This window comes from Nocardiopsis eucommiae, assembly GCF_965344335.1.
Taxonomy (GTDB): Bacteria; Actinomycetota; Actinomycetes; order Streptosporangiales; family Streptosporangiaceae; genus Nocardiopsis; species Nocardiopsis eucommiae.
This window is the reverse complement of record NZ_CBDRIY010000007.1, coordinates 66,489-86,376: the sequence shown is the minus strand read 5'-3', so window position 1 is coordinate 86,376 and position 19,888 is coordinate 66,489. Positions and strand designations below refer to the sequence as shown.

Annotated in this window: 16 protein-coding genes; 11 read left to right on the top strand and 5 right to left on the bottom strand. The window is 70.7% G+C overall.

What is annotated here, in order from left to right; translation table 11 throughout:
• Nucleotides 1-7: 7 nt before the first annotated feature.
• A complete protein-coding gene (locus ACRWK8_RS06230) occupies nucleotides 8-2,284 on the bottom strand; it encodes a HelD family protein (protein WP_431868862.1) in 2,277 nt (758 codons plus the stop codon).
• 366 nt (nucleotides 2,285-2,650) lie between these two features.
• On the opposite strand from ACRWK8_RS06230, the gene ACRWK8_RS06225 reads away from it, so the two are divergent.
• From ACRWK8_RS06225 to thyX, 3 genes are all read left to right on the top strand, one after another.
• Nucleotides 2,651-4,858: an anthranilate synthase component I gene (locus tag ACRWK8_RS06225; RefSeq protein WP_431868860.1), complete on the top strand. Its 2,208-nt coding sequence runs from the start codon at nucleotides 2,651-2,653 to the stop codon at nucleotides 4,856-4,858.
• Nucleotides 4,859-4,983: 125 nt separating this feature from the next.
• On the top strand, nucleotides 4,984-5,124 hold the full coding sequence (locus ACRWK8_RS06220) for a GPGG-motif small membrane protein (protein WP_378741603.1): 141 nt from the start codon (nucleotides 4,984-4,986) through the stop codon (nucleotides 5,122-5,124).
• A gap of 235 nt (nucleotides 5,125-5,359) precedes the next feature.
• On the top strand, nucleotides 5,360-6,157 hold the full coding sequence (gene thyX / locus ACRWK8_RS06215; RefSeq protein ID WP_378743521.1) for an FAD-dependent thymidylate synthase: 798 nt from the start codon (nucleotides 5,360-5,362) through the stop codon (nucleotides 6,155-6,157).
• A 49-nt stretch (nucleotides 6,158-6,206) separates the two neighbouring features.
• Here thyX and ACRWK8_RS06210 read toward each other — a convergent pair whose 3' ends face one another.
• From ACRWK8_RS06210 to ACRWK8_RS06195, 4 genes are all read right to left on the bottom strand, one after another.
• Entirely contained in the window at nucleotides 6,207-8,129 is a 1,923-nt protein-coding gene (locus tag ACRWK8_RS06210) for a tetratricopeptide repeat protein (protein ID WP_431868858.1), read from the bottom strand.
• A gap of 182 nt (nucleotides 8,130-8,311) precedes the next feature.
• The gene (locus ACRWK8_RS06205) at nucleotides 8,312-8,872 is read right to left on the bottom strand and encodes a DUF6879 family protein (RefSeq protein ID WP_431868856.1); all 561 of its coding nucleotides are present in this window, start codon (nucleotides 8,870-8,872) and stop codon (nucleotides 8,312-8,314) included.
• Nucleotides 8,869-9,087, bottom strand: a complete 219-nt coding sequence (locus tag ACRWK8_RS06200; RefSeq protein ID WP_378743524.1) for a hypothetical protein — start codon at nucleotides 9,085-9,087, stop codon at nucleotides 8,869-8,871. The genes ACRWK8_RS06205 and ACRWK8_RS06200 overlap by 4 nt, the downstream gene beginning before the upstream one ends.
• Before the next feature lie 283 nt (nucleotides 9,088-9,370).
• On the bottom strand, nucleotides 9,371-9,502 hold the full coding sequence (locus ACRWK8_RS06195) for a hypothetical protein (RefSeq protein ID WP_378743525.1): 132 nt from the start codon (nucleotides 9,500-9,502) through the stop codon (nucleotides 9,371-9,373).
• A 170-nt stretch (nucleotides 9,503-9,672) separates the two neighbouring features.
• On the opposite strand from ACRWK8_RS06195, the gene ACRWK8_RS06190 reads away from it, so the two are divergent.
• From ACRWK8_RS06190 to ACRWK8_RS06155, 8 genes are all read left to right on the top strand, one after another.
• Nucleotides 9,673-10,602, top strand: coding sequence for a PRC and DUF2382 domain-containing protein (locus ACRWK8_RS06190; protein WP_431868853.1), 930 nt, complete (start codon nucleotides 9,673-9,675; stop codon nucleotides 10,600-10,602).
• Nucleotides 10,603-10,709: 107 nt separating this feature from the next.
• The gene (locus ACRWK8_RS06185; RefSeq protein WP_431868851.1) at nucleotides 10,710-11,894 is read left to right on the top strand and encodes an amidohydrolase; all 1,185 of its coding nucleotides are present in this window, start codon (nucleotides 10,710-10,712) and stop codon (nucleotides 11,892-11,894) included.
• A gap of 336 nt (nucleotides 11,895-12,230) precedes the next feature.
• Nucleotides 12,231-12,707: an SRPBCC family protein gene (locus tag ACRWK8_RS06180; protein WP_378743536.1), complete on the top strand. Its 477-nt coding sequence runs from the start codon at nucleotides 12,231-12,233 to the stop codon at nucleotides 12,705-12,707.
• A 101-nt stretch (nucleotides 12,708-12,808) separates the two neighbouring features.
• The gene (locus ACRWK8_RS06175) at nucleotides 12,809-14,209 is read left to right on the top strand and encodes a flavin monoamine oxidase family protein (RefSeq protein ID WP_431868849.1); all 1,401 of its coding nucleotides are present in this window, start codon (nucleotides 12,809-12,811) and stop codon (nucleotides 14,207-14,209) included.
• Nucleotides 14,210-14,409: 200 nt separating this feature from the next.
• Complete coding sequence (clsA, locus tag ACRWK8_RS06170) at nucleotides 14,410-15,165, top strand: cardiolipin synthase ClsA (protein ID WP_378744359.1); 756 nt, start codon at nucleotides 14,410-14,412, stop codon at nucleotides 15,163-15,165.
• Nucleotides 15,166-15,383: 218 nt separating this feature from the next.
• Nucleotides 15,384-17,888, top strand: a complete 2,505-nt coding sequence (locus ACRWK8_RS06165; protein ID WP_431868957.1) for a mannose-1-phosphate guanyltransferase — start codon at nucleotides 15,384-15,386, stop codon at nucleotides 17,886-17,888.
• Between the two features lie 638 nt (nucleotides 17,889-18,526).
• Complete coding sequence (locus ACRWK8_RS06160; RefSeq protein ID WP_049566369.1) at nucleotides 18,527-19,069, top strand: FHA domain-containing protein; 543 nt, start codon at nucleotides 18,527-18,529, stop codon at nucleotides 19,067-19,069.
• Nucleotides 19,070-19,239: 170 nt separating this feature from the next.
• Nucleotides 19,240-19,713 (top strand): bifunctional nuclease family protein, encoded by a 474-nt coding sequence (locus tag ACRWK8_RS06155; protein ID WP_378743599.1) that lies wholly within the window; start codon nucleotides 19,240-19,242, stop codon nucleotides 19,711-19,713.
• Nucleotides 19,714-19,888 lie beyond the last annotated feature (175 nt).

Here is a 19,888-nt window from a genome sequence, read left to right as displayed (position 1 = left end):
GCGCGACTCACACCAGGCGCTTGAGCAGGTCCGGGAGTTCGGCCTCGTGCGCGACGGTGAGACGCCTGGTCGCGCGGGTCACCGCCACGTACAGGTCGTTCGCGCCGCGCGGCTGGGCCAACAGTTCCTCGGGACGCACCACGATCACCGAGTCGAACTCCAACCCCTTGGACTCCGTCGCGGTCAGCACCACCACGGCGTCCCCGGGGGCGTCGCGCGACGCGTCCGTCTCCACACCGGGCAGCGCGCCCGCCACCTCGGCCAGGGAGGCGTCGGAGGTGATGACCGCGATGCGGCCCTCGCCGACGGCCTCCCGCTCCTCGGTGACCAGCGCGGGCAGGTCCGAGGGGTCTGTGAGCCGCACCGCACGGGGGGCGTCGCCGTCCGCGCGCACCGACTCGGGGACCTCCTGGCCCGGGGCGGCCACGCGCAGCACGTCGGCGGCGACGGCCATGATCGGTGCCGGGGTCCGGTAGTTCACCCTCAGGTGCTCCACGTGCAGCCGGTCCGGGGCGTACGGTTCCAGGGCGGCCTCCCAGGAACCGGTTCCGGCCGCGCTGCCGGTCTGGGCGACGTCCCCGACCACGGTCAGGGACCGGGTCGGCACCCGGCGCATCACCGTGCGCCAGGCCATCGGGGACAGTTCCTGGGCCTCGTCCACGATCACGTGCCCGTAGGCCCACTCCCGGTCCGTCCCGGCCCGGTCCGCGGTGCTCAGGTCCGGGCCGGTGTCGCGGTGGCGGTCCGCGAGCAGGCGCGCGTCCAGCCCCTCCCTCGGGTCCTCGGTCAGTCCGGTGAGGTCCAGGACCCCCTGCGCGTACCGGACCTCCGCCTCCCGCTCGGCGTCGCGGCGCCGCTGGTGGGCCCGCAGGTGGCTGTTGTCCCGGCCGAGGAGGTCGGCCGCCTCGTCGAGCAGCGGGACGTCCTCGACGGTCCAGGGAGCCCCCGCCGGGCGGGCCAGGCGTTCGGCGTTCGCGACACCGGCCTCCGCGCCCACCCTCCTCAGGGCCTCGCCGTCGGCGTACAGGTCGCGGAGCAGCCGCTCCGGGGTGAGGTCGGGCCACAGGGCGTCCAGGGCGTGCTGGACGGGTTCCTCCTGCCAGAGCCGCGCGCCCACGTGCGGGAGGTCCTCATCCGCGACCGGACGCCCGAGCCGCCGGGACTCGTCCCGGGCGAGCTCGCTGAGCAGGGTGTTCACCAGGTACTTGCGCGCGGTGTTGTGCGGCAGCCGCAGGTTCCGGGTGGTCTCCAGCACGTGTCGGCACACGTCTCCGGGGACGACGAGGGTCCCCGCGTCGGTCTCCACGCGCAGGTCGGCCTCTCCGAAGGCGCGCAGGGGCGAACGCTGCCGGTCCCGGACGGCGGCGCCCACGAGGTCGACCATGCGCGTCGACCCCTTGGCCGTCGCGACGGCGTGGGGGTCGCGGGCGGCGGCCTCCACCCCCGGGAACAGCTCCCCGACCGTGCGCATCACCACGTCGGTCTCCCCGAGGGAGGGCAGGACGTTCCCGACGTAGCGCAGGAAGGCCGGGTTGGGTCCCACCACCAGGACGCCCCGGCGCTCCAGGACCCGCCGGTGCGTGTAGAGGAGGTAGGCGGCGCGGTGGAGCGCCGCGACGGTCTTGCCGGTGCCCGGACCGCCCTGGACGACAAGGATCCCGGCCAGCCGGGCGCGGATGACGCGGTCCTGTTCGGCCTGGATGGTGGAGACGATGTCGGCCATGCGACCGGTGCGTCCTCGCTGGAGGGAGGCGAGCAGGGCCGCCTCACCGACCAGCTGACGGCGGTCGCCCTCGGTGAGGCCGTCGACGTCGAACACCTCGTCGTCCAGCCCGACGACCCTCCTGCCGCGCACCCTGAGGTGGCGCCGCCGGGTGACCCCCTCCGGGGCGCTGGGCGTGGCCGCGTAGAAGGGACGGGCGGCCGGGGCCCGCCAGTCCACGAGGATGGTGTCGTACTCGGCGTCGCGCAGCCCGATCCGCCCCACGTAGCGCGCCTCGGTGTCCCCGGGGCCGTGGGAGACGTCGATCCGACCGAAGCACAGCCCCTCCTCGACCGAACCGAGCTGGGCCCTGCGGCGGGCGTGCTCGTAGGACCGGGTCTCACGCTCCACGATGGCGGCGTACCCGGCGCGCTCCTGGAGGTGGGCGTCGGCCAGCCGCCGCCCGGTCCGGGCGCGCAGGGCGTCGAGTCGTTCGTACATGGCGCTGACACGGGCCTGCTCGACCGTGATCGCGGCCTCCTCGGGAGAGGGGGTCGCACGGTCGGATTGACAGGAGTCCATCTGGTGGCTATCCTTGCGATTAGGAAGTTCTGTGATGGCTTTAGAAGGGCTTGAATCCCGTAGCTTAGCAGAGCTTCCGCACGCGTGTGTCGGCCCGTGCTCGGCGAGCGCGTCGAACCCTCTCCCGGAACCGGACGGAGGGTTTTTCGGTTTCCGGCGCGCTCTCCGTCCCGCACCCGCTACACTCGGCCCCATGCGAACCAGTCCGACCCACCAGGGACAGTGGTGGCGCCGCTCCTAGGCGGCGCACCGACAGTTCGCGTTCCACGAACACCGCAGCGACCGCCCCACACCGGCGGTCGTTTGTCGTTTCCGACGGCCCCGGACGGCGATGACCACCGACCGCAGAGCGCCAAAGGACCGGCCGTGAACCCCAGCGACGCACAGACCACCACGTACCGCACCCCGAGCGGCGTGACCGTCCACCGCACCGCCACCCCGTGCGACCCCGAGATCCTGACCGAACTCGTCGCCTCCGTGGAACACCGCCGGGGCGGGGTCCTCTCCTCCGGGATGGAGTATCCGGGTCGCTACGACCGCTGGCACCTGGGGTACGTGGACCCCTGCCTGGAGATCAGCACCCGAGGGCGCCGAGTCACCGCCACCGCCCTGAACGACCGGGGGCGGGTCCTGCTCCCGGTCCTGGCCGACGCGCTCGACACCGTGCCCGGGGCCGCCGACCGCGCGCAGGGACCGGACCATGTCGCCGTCACCGTTCCCGAGCCCGACCCGGACGCCTTCTTCACCGAGGAGGAGCGCAGCCGCCGCCCGAGCGTGTTCACCGCCCTGCGCGCCGTCGTCGCCGCTCTGCGCAGCCCCGAGGACTCCAACCTGGGCCTGTACGGCGCCTTCGGCTACGACCTCGCCTTCCAGTTCGAGCCGGTCCAGCGCCACATCGACCGCGACCCGACCGACCGCGACCTGGTCCTGCACCTGCCCGACGCGATCGTGGTCCGCGACCGCAAGCGCGAGACGTGCGTGCGCCACACCTACGAGTTCACCGTGCCCGCCACGGAGGCGCGCCCCCAGGCCACCACCCAGGGACTGCCCCGCGAGACCGCACCCACCCCGCCGGTGGTCGCCGCCGAGGTTCCGCCCGGCCCCCGGCCGGGCTCCTACGCCGAGGTGGTCGCGGAGGCCAAGAAGCGGTTCCGCCGGGGCGACCTGTTCGAGGTGGTCCCAGGCCACCGCACCTACGCCCGCTGCACGTCCCCGGCCCGCTTCTACGAACTGCTGCGCGAGCGCAACCCCGCGCCCTACGAGTTCTTCTTCAACCTGGGCGAGGGGGAGTACCTGGTCGGCGCCTCCCCGGAGATGTTCGTGCGGGTCAGCGGGGAGCCCGGGACCGGCCAGCGGGTGGAGACCTGCCCGATCTCCGGCACGATCCGCCGGGGCGAGGACGCGCTGGGCGACGCCGAGAACATCCAGGAGCTGCTCTCCTCGGTCAAGGAGAAGTCCGAGCTCACCATGTGCACCGACGTGGACCGCAACGACAAGTCGCGCGTGTGCGAGCCGGGCAGCGTCAAGGTGATCGGCCGCCGCCAGATCGAGATGTACTCGCGGCTGATCCACACCGTCGACCACATCGAGGGCACCCTGCGTCGCGACTTCGACGCCCTGGACGCCTTCCTCACCCACATGTGGGCGGTCACCGTCACCGGGGCGCCCAAGACCTGGGCGATGCGGTTCATCGAACAGCACGAGACCAGCCCCCGCCGCTGGTACGGCGGCGCGGTCGGGGTGGTCAACTTCGACGGCTCCATGAACACGGGCCTCACCCTGCGCACCGCACACATCCGTGACGGGGTCGCGGCCGTGCGGGTGGGTGCGACCCTCCTCTACGACTCCGACCCCGAGGCTGAGGAGAAGGAGACCTTCCTCAAGGCCCGCGCGCTGCTGGAGACGCTGGCCCTGGGCGAGGAGACCGCCGACGCGACGGTCCCCGCGGTCAGCGCGCCCGCACCGCGCCCCGGGGAGGGTATGAGGGTGCTGCTCGTGGACCACGAGGACTCCTTCGTCAACACCCTCGCGGACTACGTGCGCCGCCACGGTGCCGAGGTCACCACGGTCCGCTACGGGTTCGCACCCGAGCTCCTGGACCGGATCGCGCCGGACCTGGTGGTGCTCTCGCCCGGCCCCGGCCTGCCGGTCGACTTCGCGATGTCGGACCTGCTGGACGCCCTGGCCGCCCGCGGCCTGCCGGTGTTCGGGGTGTGCCTGGGGCTCCAGGGGATGGTCGAGCACGCCGGGGGAGAACTGCGCACCCTGGACGCGCCGGTGCACGGAAAGCCCGGCCGCGTCCGGGTGTCCGGGGGGCGGCTGCTGCCCGGCCTGGGTGAGGACGGCGCCTTCCCCGCCGCCCGCTACCACTCCACGTACAGCACCCCGGACCTGGTGAAGAACTTCGAGGTCACCGCCGTGCTGGACGGCGATCCTGGCGAGGAGCCCGTGGTCATGGCGATCGAGGACCCGGCGGCGCGCTGGTACGCGGTGCAGTTCCACCCGGAGTCGATCCTCACCGCCGGCGTCGGTGAGGGCATCGTCGCCCGCGTCCTGGAGCTCGCCCGAGAGTGACACACGTGGTGGGCGGCGGTACGACCTGTGTCACAGTGACCGCCGCTCACCTGGAATGATGTCGCACGACAATAATTGCTTCAGGGATACTGTTTGATTCGCTCGTGACCGGACAGGTGGTGCCTATGGGTATTTTGCTGACTGTCCTCGGAATCGTCCTCATCGTCTCCGGTGTCCTCGGTGTGCTGCGCGGGCAGCTCCTCTGGGGCATCATCGCCATCGTCGTCGGACTCTTCGTGGCCCCGGGCTACTTCTACGGGATCTGACGGACCTCCGTCCGACCTGCGAGGGGCCGGGTGGCCGACCACGCCCGAGCGCGTGTCGGCCACCCGGCCCCTCGGCTCGTCGGCCCGGCTCCGGACCGACCACGGCGAAGCAACGGGACGTGTACCCTCGGGAGAGGTCAATCGGCCCCGCCCCACACACGCTCCCGTGCTCCGGAAACCCTGGTCGCGGCCATGACGCGTGCCCTGGGCGGGGGAGTTGCTAGGAGAGGGTGCCGTGAAGAAGGTCGAGCCCCAGGTCCGCCTGGTTGCACGTCCGCAGGTGGACTACGACGCGATCACCGACTACCTCAAGGAGGTCGGCGGCGAGGCGTGGTTGGAGCGGTTCGACCGGGGTGAGCTGGACGCCCACCTCAACGACCCCCAGAACCTCGCGGAGTTCGCTGGGCGCCTGTGCTACCGCTCGTGGGAGCCGGGCCTGAACCCGAACGTCACCCGGGTGCGCAAGGACCAGGACGCCTACCTGGGCAACATCCTGGCGAGCCTGCACGGTTCGGTGCTGGAGCACGTCAGCTTCAGCTTCGTGCTGCACAACGTCTCGCGGGTGCTCACCCACGAGCTCATCCGACACCGCCCCGGTGTGGCCGTCTCGCAGGAGTCCCTGCGGTTCGTGCGCCTGACCGACCTGCCGTTCTGGTTCCCGGAGTGGGCCGAGGAGGACCCCGAGCTGATGGAGCGCGCCACGGCGATGCTCCAGCAGATGGAGGAGTTCCAGTTCTGGATGGCGGAGCACTTCGGCCTGGACGACGAGGGCGTGAAGTTCGCGGAGAAGAAGCACAAGACCTCCTTCATGCGCCGCTTCGCCCCCGAGGGCGTGGCGACCGGCCTGGTGTGGACCGCCAACGTGCGCACGCTGCGGCACACCCTGGAGGCCCGCACGGCTCCCGGAGCGGAGGAGGAGATCCGCCTCCTGTTCAACCTCATCGGCGAGACCCTGAAGGAGGAGGCCCCCGCGCTCTTCGGTGACTACACCGTCGAGGACGGCGTGTGGGTGCCCCAGCACCGCAAGGTCTGACCGTCCCGAGCGCCCGCACCCGAACCAGGTGCGGGCGCCGCGTCGTCTCTCAGGTGTCCAGGGCTCTCAGCTGTTCCTCCACCTCAGGGGTACGCGGATCGTCGTGGTCCCTGAGATAGTCCAGGGCGGCTGTCCAGACCTCACGCGCCCGCTCCGGTTCGCCCAGCTCGACGTGGGACCTGCCCAGGCCGCGCAGTGCCACGGCTCGGCTGTCGGAGTCCTCGTACCTGTCGAATGCGGCGATGGCCGATCGGTACTCAAGGGTGGCTTCCGCGGCCCTGCCCGTGCCGGTGAGGATCCGTCCCAGGGAACAGCGGGCCCAGGCCTCGCTCCATTCGGCGTCGATCTCCTCGAAGGCGTCGACCGCCGCTCGGCAGAGGCTGAGAGCCTCCTCCCAGCTGCCCAGATCGGCGCGGAAATCCGCCAGACCGAGCAGGGACATGGCTTCGCCCCGCCGCTCTCCCGCCTCCCGGAAGATCGCACGGGAGCGCTCCATCCTCTCCACGGTGCCGGGCCCCCGTTCGCCGCTCTGCCAGGCCACCAGAGCCAGTTGCCGGAGCGCGAACCCCCGCACCCAGGAGTCACCGCTCGCCAGGGCCGTCCGGTAGTGGTGTTCGGCTTCGTCGAGGTCCTCCAAGAGCCACAGGGCGTCGCCCATCCCCAGATGGTTGCGGGCCAACCCGAAGGGACTCCCGGCTTTCTCCGCCGCTCTCAGACCGACCCTGTGCAGGTCCACCCACGCGTGCCAGTGCCGGTGGACTTCGAACAGAGGGTAGACACTGGCGGGCAGGCGCCAGGTGACACCGTACTGACCGTGGTCGAAGGCGGCCGTTGTCACGGCGATCAGGTTCGTGCGCTCTGCCTCGAACCACGACAGGGCCTCTTCGGGAGAGGTGAAGTCGGGTAGCTCCTGAGGAGCCTCACCACCGGGTACGACGGGAAAGTGCGGGTGCTCGGCCAGCTGGGCCCGGGAGGCGGCATGGACGTACCACCGAGCCAGCCGCCCGATGCTCTCGGGAATCGCTGGGAGTCCGTCCTCGGCACGCACCCGTTCCACGACGAACAGACGCACCAGGTCGTGGAGGCGATAGCGGTCGACGTGCGGGCGTTCCACGAGGTTGGCTCGTCTCAGTCGATCCAGCAGCCTGCGGGCCTCGGCACCCGGGACACCGGTGAGCGCGGCAGCTGCCGCGACGGAGAACTCCGGCCCCGGATGCAGTCCCAGGGAGCGGAAGAATCGTGCGGTGCCGGCGTCCAGGCCCTGGTAGGAGGCGCTCATCACGGAACGCAGGTCACTCAACTCGTCCTCCTCCGCGAGAGTGTCCAGACGGGATTCCTCGGCCGCCAGCTCGTTGACCAGCTCGATCAGCGCTGTGTCCGGCCGGTCGACGAGCCGTTCCGCCGCCACTCTGAGGGCCAGCGGCAGGCGGGCGCAGTGCTCGACCAGGCTGCGCGCGGCCTCCGGTTCGGAGTCCACCCGGGCTCCCACCGCTCCTCGAAGCAGGTCCACGGATTCGACGAGCGGGAGTGCCCCCAGGAGCAGGCGCTCCGCTCCTTCGCGAGCGACCAGTCCGGGTAGCGTGCTTCGGCTGGTCACCACCACCATGCTTCCGGTCGAGGCGGGCAGCAGAGGCCGCACCTGTGCCGGATCGAGTACGTCGTCGATGACCACCAGAAGGCGCTGGCCGTGCACCTCGGATCGGTACAGCGCCGAGCGACCGTCCATGTCCAGGGGTATGCGGTCGGCACGCACCCCGAGGGCTCTCAGGATCGAGTCGAGCGCCTGGGCGGCTTGCCCACGCGGTCCGGGGGCGTGGCCGTGCATGCTGACGTAGAGATCCCCGTCCGGAAACCGGACACGTGACCGATGCGCCCAGTGCACGGCCAAGGCGGTCTTGCCGACGCCTGGTGGCCCGGCCAGGATCGCGACCGGGACACTCCGCCCTGACGCCTGGGCCGTCAGTGCGTCCAATCGCCGCAGGTGATGCTCGCGATCCACGAACACCCTGCTGAGGTGCGGAAGTTGACGTGGAGCGGCGACGGCACGGGCGGGTTTCGAGGTGATGTGGACATCCCCGTGCACGGCTCCCGTCTGCAACAGGGCCTCCGGGGAGCCGTGCGCGGTGTTGGTGGTCGCACGGTTCTCGGTGTCCGTCACAGAGGCCGCATATCCGCGTCGAAACGCTTCTCGTACTCAGGGAAGGGTGTGGCCACGTGCAGCGCCCGGTCGCGTACGGCGTTGGCCCGCACGACCTCCTCCGGGGCGGTCACCAGTTCAGGGGTGAGCATGGTTCCGTCCGTGGTGTAGTTCATGCGCACCAGACGCTCCGAGTCGAACAGCCAGTAGTCGAATCGAGGGATGTCCTTCGGCCAGGATCCCTCGTCGACGGGCAGGATGTTGACGTCCTCGCCCGCTTCGACACTGGCGCGGTAGGCGCACACACTCTCGAACCGCAGGTAGTCGGTGAGGGGTTCGGTGACCACGTGGACACGGCGGAAGCGTCGTCCGCTCCCGACGATGCGGGTCCACTCCCGGTGGGACGCGGTGGAGATCCTCTCCCCGTCGGCCAGAAAACGGCGAAAGGCCTCCTCCTCATAGCCGACGTCGTAGACCTGGAGCGTCTCCAACCGGAAGGCGGTGTAGCGGCACTCCTCGAAGAAGCGATCGAACTCGCCTTCTCGCAGTGGGCGGGAACCGGTTTTCGGAGGGGTCACACACCCCTCCGCCGGTACTGATCGACGGCGGCGAGCACGATCTCGGGCGAGATGCGTACGGCGGTCTCACCGGGCAGCGGATGGGCCAGCTTCGCGAAGTCGGCGTCAGCGAGCCCGGCCCCCTGGACGACGAACTCGCCGGTGTCACTGATGTAGACGGAGGGGCAGCCCTTGCCGCCGGACTTGTCGTCGGTCGCGAGCAGTTCCAGCTCCATGGTGCTCCGATCAGGCCTGGGGAGAACGTTCCGCGGAGCCTGAAACTAACACGGGAACCCCTGCCCGCTAAGGCTTCTGGCTGTAAGCGGACTACACTTTCAGGTGCCTTCGACGGATCCGTTCCGCTTCGTCCCCATCACCCTCACGCGACGCGCGCACCAACCGTTTGATGTCGGCCGCGGCGAGTGTGTCGGGCAACGTCCGGTGTCGCTCGGAGCCCTCGTTGCCAGCTTCGCGCCGATCCTCATCCATGCTTTCCAGCACACCACACGCGTCGTCGTCTCAGGGGCTCTCCACCGTGTCCTGGCGGAGGACCAGCGGCTCATCGTGCCTCCCGAACGCGAAGCGCGACAGCTGGAGGGCGGTGGGCGCTTCTTCGTGTTCGGGGTGCGCCGACGTCAAGAGCCGTGCCATGGGACGTCATGTGGGGTTCGCGAGAGTCGGCCCCGGCCAAGTGGGGTCTTATGGCTGGCACTTCCTTGTTCAGGGAGTGACCGCGGGGCCTTTGCGGGCTCCGTGCCGGGGGTACGGGCCCGGCGAGTACGGGGCACACGTCCCGTTCCGTGAACAGGGAGGGAGGCCCCGTGACAGGCGAACTCGTACCAGAGAACCTCGTCGGCCACCGTGTGCTCGACGCCGAGGGCACCAACGTGGGGAAGATCAAGCAGGTGTTCCTCGACGACAGCACCGGGGAACCGAGCTGGGTGTCGGTCCACACCGGGCTGTTCGGCATGCGGGAGACCCTCGTTCCGCTCCAGGGGGCGCGACCCGTGGAGGAGGACATCCAGGTCCCCTACGACAAGGGGGTCGTCAAGGACGCTCCACAGGTCGACGCCGAGCGGCACATCACCCCGGAGGACGAGGCCCTCGTCCGCGACTACTTCGCGCGACAGGGTGGCTTCCCCCGGCAGGCCCAGGGGGAGGGCGACACCAGGACCGCGGACCCGGACGCCGGGGCGGCCGGCCCGGGCCACCAGACCACGGCCGCGGGCGTGCCCGCGGGGACAGGCGGCCACGGTGACTTCGCGGACCCGCGTGAAGGGCGGGGAGACGAGCCGCAGGCCGGTGACCCGTTGGACCGGTACCACGGCGAGGAGCGCCTCGGCGGGTCCCGCGACACCGACGACCTCTCCGTCCTGCGCCATGAGGAGCGGGTGGACATCGGGGTCGAGCGCCGCGAGGGCGGGCAGGCGCGGATGCGCAGGCACGTCGAGACCGAGCGCTTCGAGGAGACCGTCCCGCTGCACCACGAGGAACTGGAGGTCGAGCGGCGACCCGTCACCGACCCGTCCCAGGTCCTGGACCCGGGGCACATGGAGGAGGACGAGCGCACCTTCACCCTGTACGAGGAGCGTCCGGTCGTCTCGAAGGAGGAGGTGCCCGTCGAGGAGGTCCACGTCCGCAAGCGGGACGTCACCCGTGAGGAGCACATCGAGGGCGAACTCCGCAAGGAGCGCATCGACTTCGAGGACGAGGACGGGCTCCCGCCACGGGGCCCCGACGACGCTCCCTGACCCGACGCGTGGTTCACGCTACCTCCGAGTGGCCCCTCGACCGAGGGGCCACTTGCCTGGGTCGGCTTCCTCGGTATTTTTGGTATACCGCTACCAGGAAGGCTGTCATGACCCAGCAGAATCCCCCCACGATCTTCCGCGACGTACGTCCCATGGGCGGCGACCCCGTCGACCTGGTGGTGGTCGACGGGGTGGTGGCCGAGAGCGCCCCCGTGGGCGGGGCCGAGGTGGTCGACTGCGGCGGGCGGATCGCCCTGCCCACGCTGGTCGACGCGCACATCCACCCGGACAAGACCTCCTGGGGGGAGCCCTGGCAGTCGCGCCGGCCCGCGAAGGGGATCGCGGAACTGGGTGAACAGGACGCCGCGTTCTTCCGGAACTGCTCCAGCCCCGTGGCCGACCGCGCCGAACGCCTCATGGGTCACGCCGTCACGCGCGGTACCCGGGCGATGCGCGCGCACGCCGACATCGCCCCCGCCTACGGGCTGGACGGCCTCCACGGTGTGCGGGAGGCCGCCCGTCGACTGGAGCACGCGCTGGACGTGCGCGTCGTCGCGTTCCCCCAGCACGGGGTCCGGCGCGCCCCCGGCACCGACGCCCTCCTGGAGGAGGCGCTGCGTACCGGCGTCGCCGACCTGGTCGGCGGGATCGACCCCGAGGGCTTCGACGACGACCTGGACGGCCAGCTCGACCTCGTGTTCGGCCTCGCGGACCGGTACCGGGTGGGGGTCGACATCCATCTGCACGACAGCGGATCCGTGGGCTCGCGCACCATCTGGGCGATCATCGAACGCACCCGGGCCCTGGACATGGGCGGCAACGTCACGGTCAGCCACGCCTTCGGGGTGACCCCGGCGGCCGGCGACTTCGAGGCCGTGGCGGCCGGTCTCGGAGAGGCGGGGGTCGCGCTCACCACGGTGGCCCCGGACCCGTCCCGCGTGCTTCCGGTGGCGCGGCTGCGCGAGCACGGGGTACGGGTCGGCGTCGGCTCGGACGGGGTCCGTGACTCCTGGAGCCCGTTCGGTGACGCCGACATGCTGCACCGCGCCCACCTGCTGGCCAGGGCGCTGCGCGCACGGCTCGACGAGCAGCTCTCGGACGCCTTCCTCACGGCGGCGCACGACGGGGCGGCCCTGGTGGACCTGCCGCGCGCCGACTTCGCGGTGGGTGCGCCCGCGGACTTCCTGCTGGTGGACGGCGAGTGCCTGCCGCAGGTCGTGGTGGACCTGCCCCCGCGCCACGCGGTCGTCCGCGCGGGGCGGGTCGTCGCCCGTGAGGGCCGACTCCTCTGACCCCTCCGGGAGCGGAAGAAATCTGAAAGCATTGCGCACTAGGTTTCCTGACTGACGGACGCCGGGGCGTCGGTGGTGACACCATGACCCCCGGTGCGGACGTGGACCCCGGGCTCTGCCACCCGGGGGCCCGGAGTGGTCAGGACGGGACCACTCGTTCGTTCGGGCCGGTCAGGACGGGACGGGCCCGCGCACGTGGGGACGGCGGTGAGTCGGAAGAGCGCTGACCGCCGTCCCGCCCGCCCTCGTTCCGACCTCCCTCGCTCCGTCCCCACCTCGCGTTACAGTCGTGGCCCACGCCCGGACCGACCGGGCGGTGCGGAGGCAGGAGACCGGATGAGTGTGCGAGGGAACGGACGGGTCGACCGGGCGGAGCGGACCATCGCGGCGCCGCCGTCCGAGGTCTACGGCGCGCTGACCGACGGCGCCGCCCTTCAGGCCTGGCTGCCCCCGGAGGGCATGTCCGGGCGGATCGAGGACTTCGACCCCCGGCCCGGCGGCGGGTACCGGATGGAGCTCACCTATCGCGAGGCCGACTCCGGGCACGGCAAGACCTCGGAGTCCACCGACGTCACCGAGGTGCGTTTCGACGAACTCGTACCCGATCAGCGGATCGTGCAGGTCATCGACTTCAAGTCGGACGACCCCGCCTTCCTGGGGGCCATGGTCATGACCTGGCGGCTGGAGCCGGTCCCCGAGGGCACCACGGTGACGATCGAGGCGACCGACGTGCCCCCGGGCATCCGACCCGAGGACCACGCGGTCGGCCTCGCCTCGTCACTGGCCCACCTGGCCGCGCACGTCGAACCCTGACCGCTCCGTGCCGGGGTCCTCTGGTGTGTCCCTCCCGGGTCGGGACAGACCGGGCGCTTAGGGTCACTCATGTCGGGCCGCCGACACGGAGGGGGGACGCCATGAGCGAGGACGTGGGCGCGGAGATCACCGAGGAGGAGGTCTCCGGCGAGGAGCACGAGCAGGGGGAGGCCCCCCGTGCCGAGCCCGAGCCGCGTGGACGCGAGGCCGCGCCCGGGCGCGGCCACACCATCGTCGTGGGCGCCGGGATGGCCGGGCTGGCCGCCGCCGACCGCCTTGCGGAGCAGGGTGAACGCGTCACCGTGGTCGAGGCCAGGGACCGCACCGGAGGCCGTATCCACTCGGTGCGCGACTGGGAGGGATCCACCCTGGACGTGGGGGCCTCCTGGATGCGCGGCGAGGAGAACAACCCGCTGTCCCGGCTGGTGGAGGAGGCGGGCGCACGCACCGCCGTCTTCAACCGCTCCACCGAGACCGCCTACGACCCCAAGGGCCGCAGGCTCCTGTTCGACCGGCACCGCCGCAACCTGGAGGACGTCAACCTCCTCCACGAGCACATGTACTGGGCGACGGTCGGCGCGAGCCCGGAGGAGTCGATGGAGGAGGGCATCAACCACGCCCTCTACGACGTCAACCTCGTGCGCTCCCGGGCCAGGGACGCGGCCGAGATCGTCCACCGGTTCGCGGAGGCCGACCACGGAGCCGACGCCGAAGAGGTCGCCTTCGCGGCGGTCGCCTCGCGGCACGAGTTCAGCGGCGACGACGTGGTCTTCCCGGACGGCATGAGCCAGCTCACCGACTATCTCGCGCGGGGGCTGGACGTCCGCCTGGAGCACGTGGTCCTGGGGGTCACCCACGACGACCAGGGGGTCGGCGTGCGGGTGGACACACCCGACGGTGAGGAGACACTGACCGCCGACCGGGTCCTCGTCTCCCTGCCCCTCGGTGTCCTCCAGTCCGGGCAGGTCGACTTCTCCCCCGAACTGCCCGAGGACAAGCGGGACGCACTGGCGCGCCTGGGCAACGGCCGACTGGAGAAGCTGTTCCTGCGCTTCGACGACGTCTTCTGGGGTGACGCGGAGGTCCTGGTCCACCTGGGCACCGAGGAGGGCACCTGGTTCCACTGGTACGCCGGACAGAACGTCCTGGGCCAGCCCATCCTGGTCAGCCGCAACGGCGGCAACGCGGCCAGGTTCCTCGCCGGGATGGAGGACGGTGACGTGGTCGAGCACGCCATGGCCTCCCTGCGAGGCATGTTCAGGAAGGCCCCGGACCCGGTGGACCACCACGTGACGCACTGGATGGACGATCCCTTCGCGCGCGGCGGGTTCTCGTTCACCGCCGTCGGTGCGGGAGACGGGGACCGCGTGGCCCTGGGCGACCCGGTCGGGGACCGCCTCTTCTTCGCCGGGGAGGCCACCGAGATCGAGCACTCCGCGACGGTGCACGGCGCCCTGCTGTCCGGACGGCGGGAGGCCGACCGCATCCTCGACCTCGGCTGAACCACCGACGGAGTGTGTGTCCCCGCAGGTCGCGCCCCGGTCCAGGGTGAAGCCCGTACACGGTACGATCAGCGTGCGGACGTCCTTCCGGGCCCCGGGTTCCGGCGGGGTGCGGGGTGGCGGGAACGACGGTCCCGCCCGTTATCGTTGGCGGTATGGGGCGATCCGCGCAAGAAGGCAGACACGAAGCGGGGGGCAGCGTGGCCAGCCCGGTGGTCAGTGACCGCATCTGGACGGTTCCCAACCTGTTGAGCATGCTCCGGTTGTTGGGCGTGCCGTTGTTCCTCTGGCTCGTCCTGGTACCCCAGGCGGACTGGTGGGCGCTGCTCGTGCTCGCCCTGGCCGGGCTCAGCGACTGGCTGGACGGCAAGATCGCCCGAGCCTGGAACCAGGCCACCAGACTGGGTCAGATCCTCGACCCGCTCGCGGACCGCCTGTACATCTTCGCGGCCCTGCTCGGTCTGGTCCTGCGCGGCATCATCCCGTGGTGGCTGATGGGCATCCTCGTGCTGCGCGACGTCCTCATCCTCGGCGCGCTGCCGCTGCTGCGCCACTTCGGCTACGGGCCGCTGCCCGTCAACTTCGCGGGCAAGGCCGCCACCCTCTGCCTGCTGTACTCGTTCCCCCTGCTGTTCCTCGCCGGGTACGCGTCCATCGTCGGAGATGTGGCACGGATTATAGGTTGGGCCTTCGCGCTGTGGGGAACGGCTCTCTACTGGTGGGCCGGACTGCTCTACGCCGTCCAGGGACTGGGTCTGATCGGCCAGTCCCGCCGCGACGAACGCGATGATCACACGGGTTCCCCCAGGGGTTCCCGGGACAGCGACGCCGCACGCGGCGACGGTGTGGACCGACCCGATCCGTCCGCTCCGGCGACCGCTGACGGCGAACCCGGCGCGGAACCCGAGGGCTCGGACGGACCGGGCCTGCCGGACCAGGGCCGGACCGCGCCCTGATCCACCGAGCGAACCGGCGGACCGGCTCACCAGAGTCCTGTCGGATCGAAAGGGAGTGTCGTCTCCGCAATGAGAACATGTCCCACCGCGCGCGACCGTGCGCGTTCCGAGAAACCGTCCTTCGCCGCGTCTCCTGACGGCACCGCCGTTCGGGGGTGCGCGCGATGACCGCACCCGACTCCGCACCCGTCCCCCCGGGTGAGGCCACCGCACCCCCCATGAAGGCCGTCGTGATGGCGGGCGGCGAGGGCACGCGCCTGCGCCCGATGACGGCCAACCAGCCCAAACCGCTCCTCCCGGTGGTCAACCGCCCCATCATGGAGCACGTGCTGCGCCTGCTGCGCAAACACGGGTTCACCGAGACCGTGGTCACCGTCCAGTTCCTGGCCACGCTCATCCGCAACTACTTCGGGGACGGCGAGGAGCTCGGCATGAAGCTCCACTACGTCGCGGAGGAGGTTCCGCTCGGCACCGCCGGGAGCGTCAAGAACGCCGAGGAGCACCTGCGCGGCGAACCGTTCATCGTCATCTCCGGTGACGCGCTCACCGACATCGACCTGACCGACATGGTCCGGTTCCACAAGGAGCGCGGAGCCAAGGTCACCATCGCCCTGAAGCGGGTGCCCAACCCGCTGGAGTTCGGCATCATCATCGTGGACGACCAGGGCCGCATCCAGCGCTTCCTGGAGAAACCCACCTGGGGCCAGGTCTTCTCCGACACCGTCAACACCGGCATCTACATCATGGAACCGGAGGTGCTCGACCGCGTCGCCGCGGGCGAGGTGGTCGACTGGTCCGGCGACGTCTTCCCCGAACTGCTGGAGGAGGGCGCGCCCCTGTACGGGTACGTCGCCGACGGCTACTGGGAGGACGTGGGCACCCACGAGAGCTATCTCAGCGCCCAGGCGGACGTGCTCTCGGGCAAGGTCGACGTCGAGATCGACGGCTTCGAGGTCTCGCCGGGGGTGTGGGTCGGCGAGGGCGCCGAGGTGGACACCAGCGCGGTGCTCAAGGGCCCGCTCTACGTCGGTGACTACGCCAAGGTCGAGGCCGGGGCGGAGCTGCGGGAGTACACGGTGGTCGGCAGCAACACGGTGGTCCGGGCCGAGGCCTTCTGCCACCGCACGGTGCTGCACGACAACGTGTTCATCGGCCGGGGCGCCAACCTGCGCGGCACGGTGATCGGCAAGAACACCGACGTGATGGCGGCCGCCCGGATCGAGGAGGGGGCGATCGTCGGCGAGGACTGCGTCATCGAGTCCGAGGCGTACGTGAGCAACGACGTCAAGGTGTACCCGTTCAAGACCATCGAGGCCGGTGCGGTGGTCAGCACCAACGTCATCTGGGAGTCGCGCGGGCAGCGTTCGCTGTTCGGTCCCCGGGGCGTGTCCGGGCTGATCAACGTCGAGATCACCCCGGAGCTCGCGGTGCGGCTGGCCAACGCCTACGCGACCACGCTCAAGAAGGGCGCGATCGTCACGACGTCCCGTGACGTCTCTCGGGCGGCGCGCACGCTCAAGCGCGCGATCATCAGCGCGCTCACGGCCGCCGCCATCGAGGTGCGGGACCTGGAGGTGGTCCCGCTGCCGGTGGCGCGCTTCCACACCTCGCAGAGCGGTGTCAGCGGCGGCATCACCGTGCGCACCAGCCCCGGCGACCCCGAGTCCGTGGACATCATCTTCCTGGACGGACAGGGCGCCGACCTCTCACCGGGAGCCCAGCGCAAGCTCGACCGGGTCTTCTCCCGAGCCGAGTACCGGCGCGCCTTCCCCGGGGAGATCGGTGAGCTGTCCTTCCCGTCGCGCAACGTGGAGAACTACTCCCATGAGCTGCTGCGGTCCGTGGACACGTCCGGTGTGGCCGAGGCCGAGCTCAAGGTCGTGGTCGACTGCGCCGGCGGCACGGGTTCGCTGATCCTGCCCTCGCTGCTGGGCCGGATCGGCGTGGACGTGCTCACGGTGAACAACCGGCTGGACGAGGCCTCGCCCACCGACACCGTCGCGAAGAAGATGCGGGACCTGGAGCGGCTGGGCGAACTGGTCGCCAACTCCGGCGCCGACTTCGGCGTGCGCTTCGATCCGGTGGCCGAGCGGCTCTCCATCGTGGACGAGAACGGCGAGCTGGTGGACGGCGACCGCGCACTGCTGGTGGTCCTGGACCTGGTCGCCGCCGAACGCGGCGGAGGCCGGGTGGCGCTGCCGGTCACCACGACCCGCGTGGCGGAGAAGGTGGCCCGTTCGCACGGTGCCGAGGTGCTGTGGACGGCCACCGCCACGGACGAGCTGACCAAGGCGGTGCGCTCGGAGGGCGCGGAGATCGTGCTCGCCGCTGACGGCCGGGGCGGCTTCGTGGTCCCCGAGTTCAGTCCGACCAGTGACGCGATCGCCGCGTTCGTGCGGCTGCTCGGGTTGGTGGCGCGGACCCGGCGCTCGCTCGGCCAGATCGACCGTGCGATCCCTCAGGCGCACCTCCTGCGCCGTTCGGTGCCCACCCCGTGGGCGGTCAAGGGGAGCGTGATGCGCGCGGTCGTGGAGGCCGCCGGAGACCGCGAACTGGACACCACGGACGGTGTCCGGGTGATCGAGCCCGACGGCAGTTGGGCACTGGTCCTGCCGGACACGGCGGAGGCCGTGACCCATCTTTGGGCTGAAGGTCCTGATTCGGACACGGTGCAGAGTCTGCTCGACGAGTGGGCCGCCGTGGTGGAACGGGCCGAGAGCTAGCGGCCTGGCTCCGCGCCCTCTGGCGCGCGGGCACGGGCGGAGGGTGACGCCCGTGCCCACGTTCCGTGTCCGGGTCGCGCCCCGGGGTGTTCCCACCCCGGGGCGGAGCGGGGGATAAAGTGGACGAAGGCGCAGGTCGAGGCAGGGGCCGGAAGTTCACGAAAATCCACCCCGCGTGACGGAGAACCAAACGCCCGGGCCGGGCATCTGCTCCAGAACAGGTGTGGGTCTCCCCATGAGGCCTGTCTCCGGTCGTGGCGGTGCCCCGGGCACCGACGCGAGCGGACCCCGCCACGCGGGCGCCCCGACGGGTGTTCGCGGCGGGCCGAGGGGGAGCGAAACCCTGTCTGGACAGGGATATGGTTTAAAGTCGAGTGTTCCCTGAAGCACCGTGTCACCTCCCGCCACGGAATCCCGGCAACGGCGGACATCCAACGGGGGTGACAAGGAGTCCTACTTGGGGGATGAGACCTAGCGACCGACCGTGTGAGGCGAACCGCTGCCGCGACCGTGGACAGTGGACCGACTCACCGTGTTCCGGACGGTGAGCGGGCCCCGTTGCCCGCCTGGCGCCCGGAACGCGCCACCGATCAGCCGAATCAAGCACCGCCCCGTGCGGTAGGAGGCCGAGCCGACCTATGTCGAGCGTTTACTGCACGCAGTGCGGTCACGCCGTTGCGGATGATGCCCGTTTCTGCTCCCACTGTGGAACACCGGTCCGTAGGGCCGAACAGCAGAGCCCACGGCCCAACGCCGGCGGTGACTCCGCTGGGGATGTCACGTCGACCATCTCCATCTCCGGTATACAGGCGCTGGAGGAGGAGGAACAGGGCGATGAACTCGGCGGCGACGATCCCGCCAGCACCGACGCGCTTCCACCCGGGACCGCCTTGCTGGTGGTCCGGCGGGGCCCCAACGCCGGGAGTCGCTTCCTGTTGGACAGCGACGTCACCACCGCCGGCCGACACCCCAACAGCGACATCTTCCTCGACGACGTCACCGTGTCCCGACGCCACGTGGAGTTCTTCCGCCGCGGCAACGGCTTCGGGGTCCGTGACGTCGGCAGCCTCAACGGAACCTACGTCAACCGCGAACCGGTGGACGAGGCCGAGCTGGGCGGTGGGGACGAGATCCAGATCGGCAAGTTCCGGATGGTCCTGCTGACCAAGCCGCGCCGATGACGGCGCGCTGACCACGGTCGACGGGGGCGGGTGCGCCGAGGAGGTTTGCGGCCCCCCGCCTCCGGAGAGCTTTGTAACGAAGGGTGCCGATTTCGCCCTCGGGTCCTGATCCGACGGGGGAGCAGGGACGAGCGCCCATCCGGCATGACGACTCGTGGGACGGAGCCGCTGTGAAACACATGGAGGTCGTCGGCGTCCGGGTTGAGATGCCCTCGAACCAACCGATTGTCCTGCTCAAGGAATCCGAGGGGGACCGCTACCTGCCGATCTGGATCGGTGGGGTGGAGGCCTCCGCGATCGCGCTCGCCCAACAGGGAGTCTCGCCCGCGCGCCCGCTCACCCACGACCTGTTCCGTGACGTCCTGGACGCGTTGGACACGGGGCTGGAGACGGTCAACATCACCGGGCTGAGTGACGGCATCTTCTACGCCGAGCTGGTCTTCAGCAACGGTGTGGAGGTTAGCGCGCGCCCCTCGGACTCCATCGCCCTGGCCTTACGGACCGGCACCCCGATCTACGCCCACGAGGACGTGATCGAGGAGGCCGGGATGCCGATCCCGGACGAGCAGGAGGACCAGGTCGAGGCGTTTCGGGAGTTTCTGGACAACATCTCGCCCGAGGATTTCGGCCAACGAGGTACCTGAGACGGTCGGGGCTCGCCCTCCGCGGGCCCCGATTCGTCTATTCGCGGCCTTGACCTGCGGGTTCATGGGTCGCACCGGTGATAGATTGGGTGAACGGAATGGTCGTGGAGGGCGCAGTCGACAACCGCCCAGTGGGTTTCGGCCCGGCGGGGGCCGGGACCGCGACTTCCTTGGT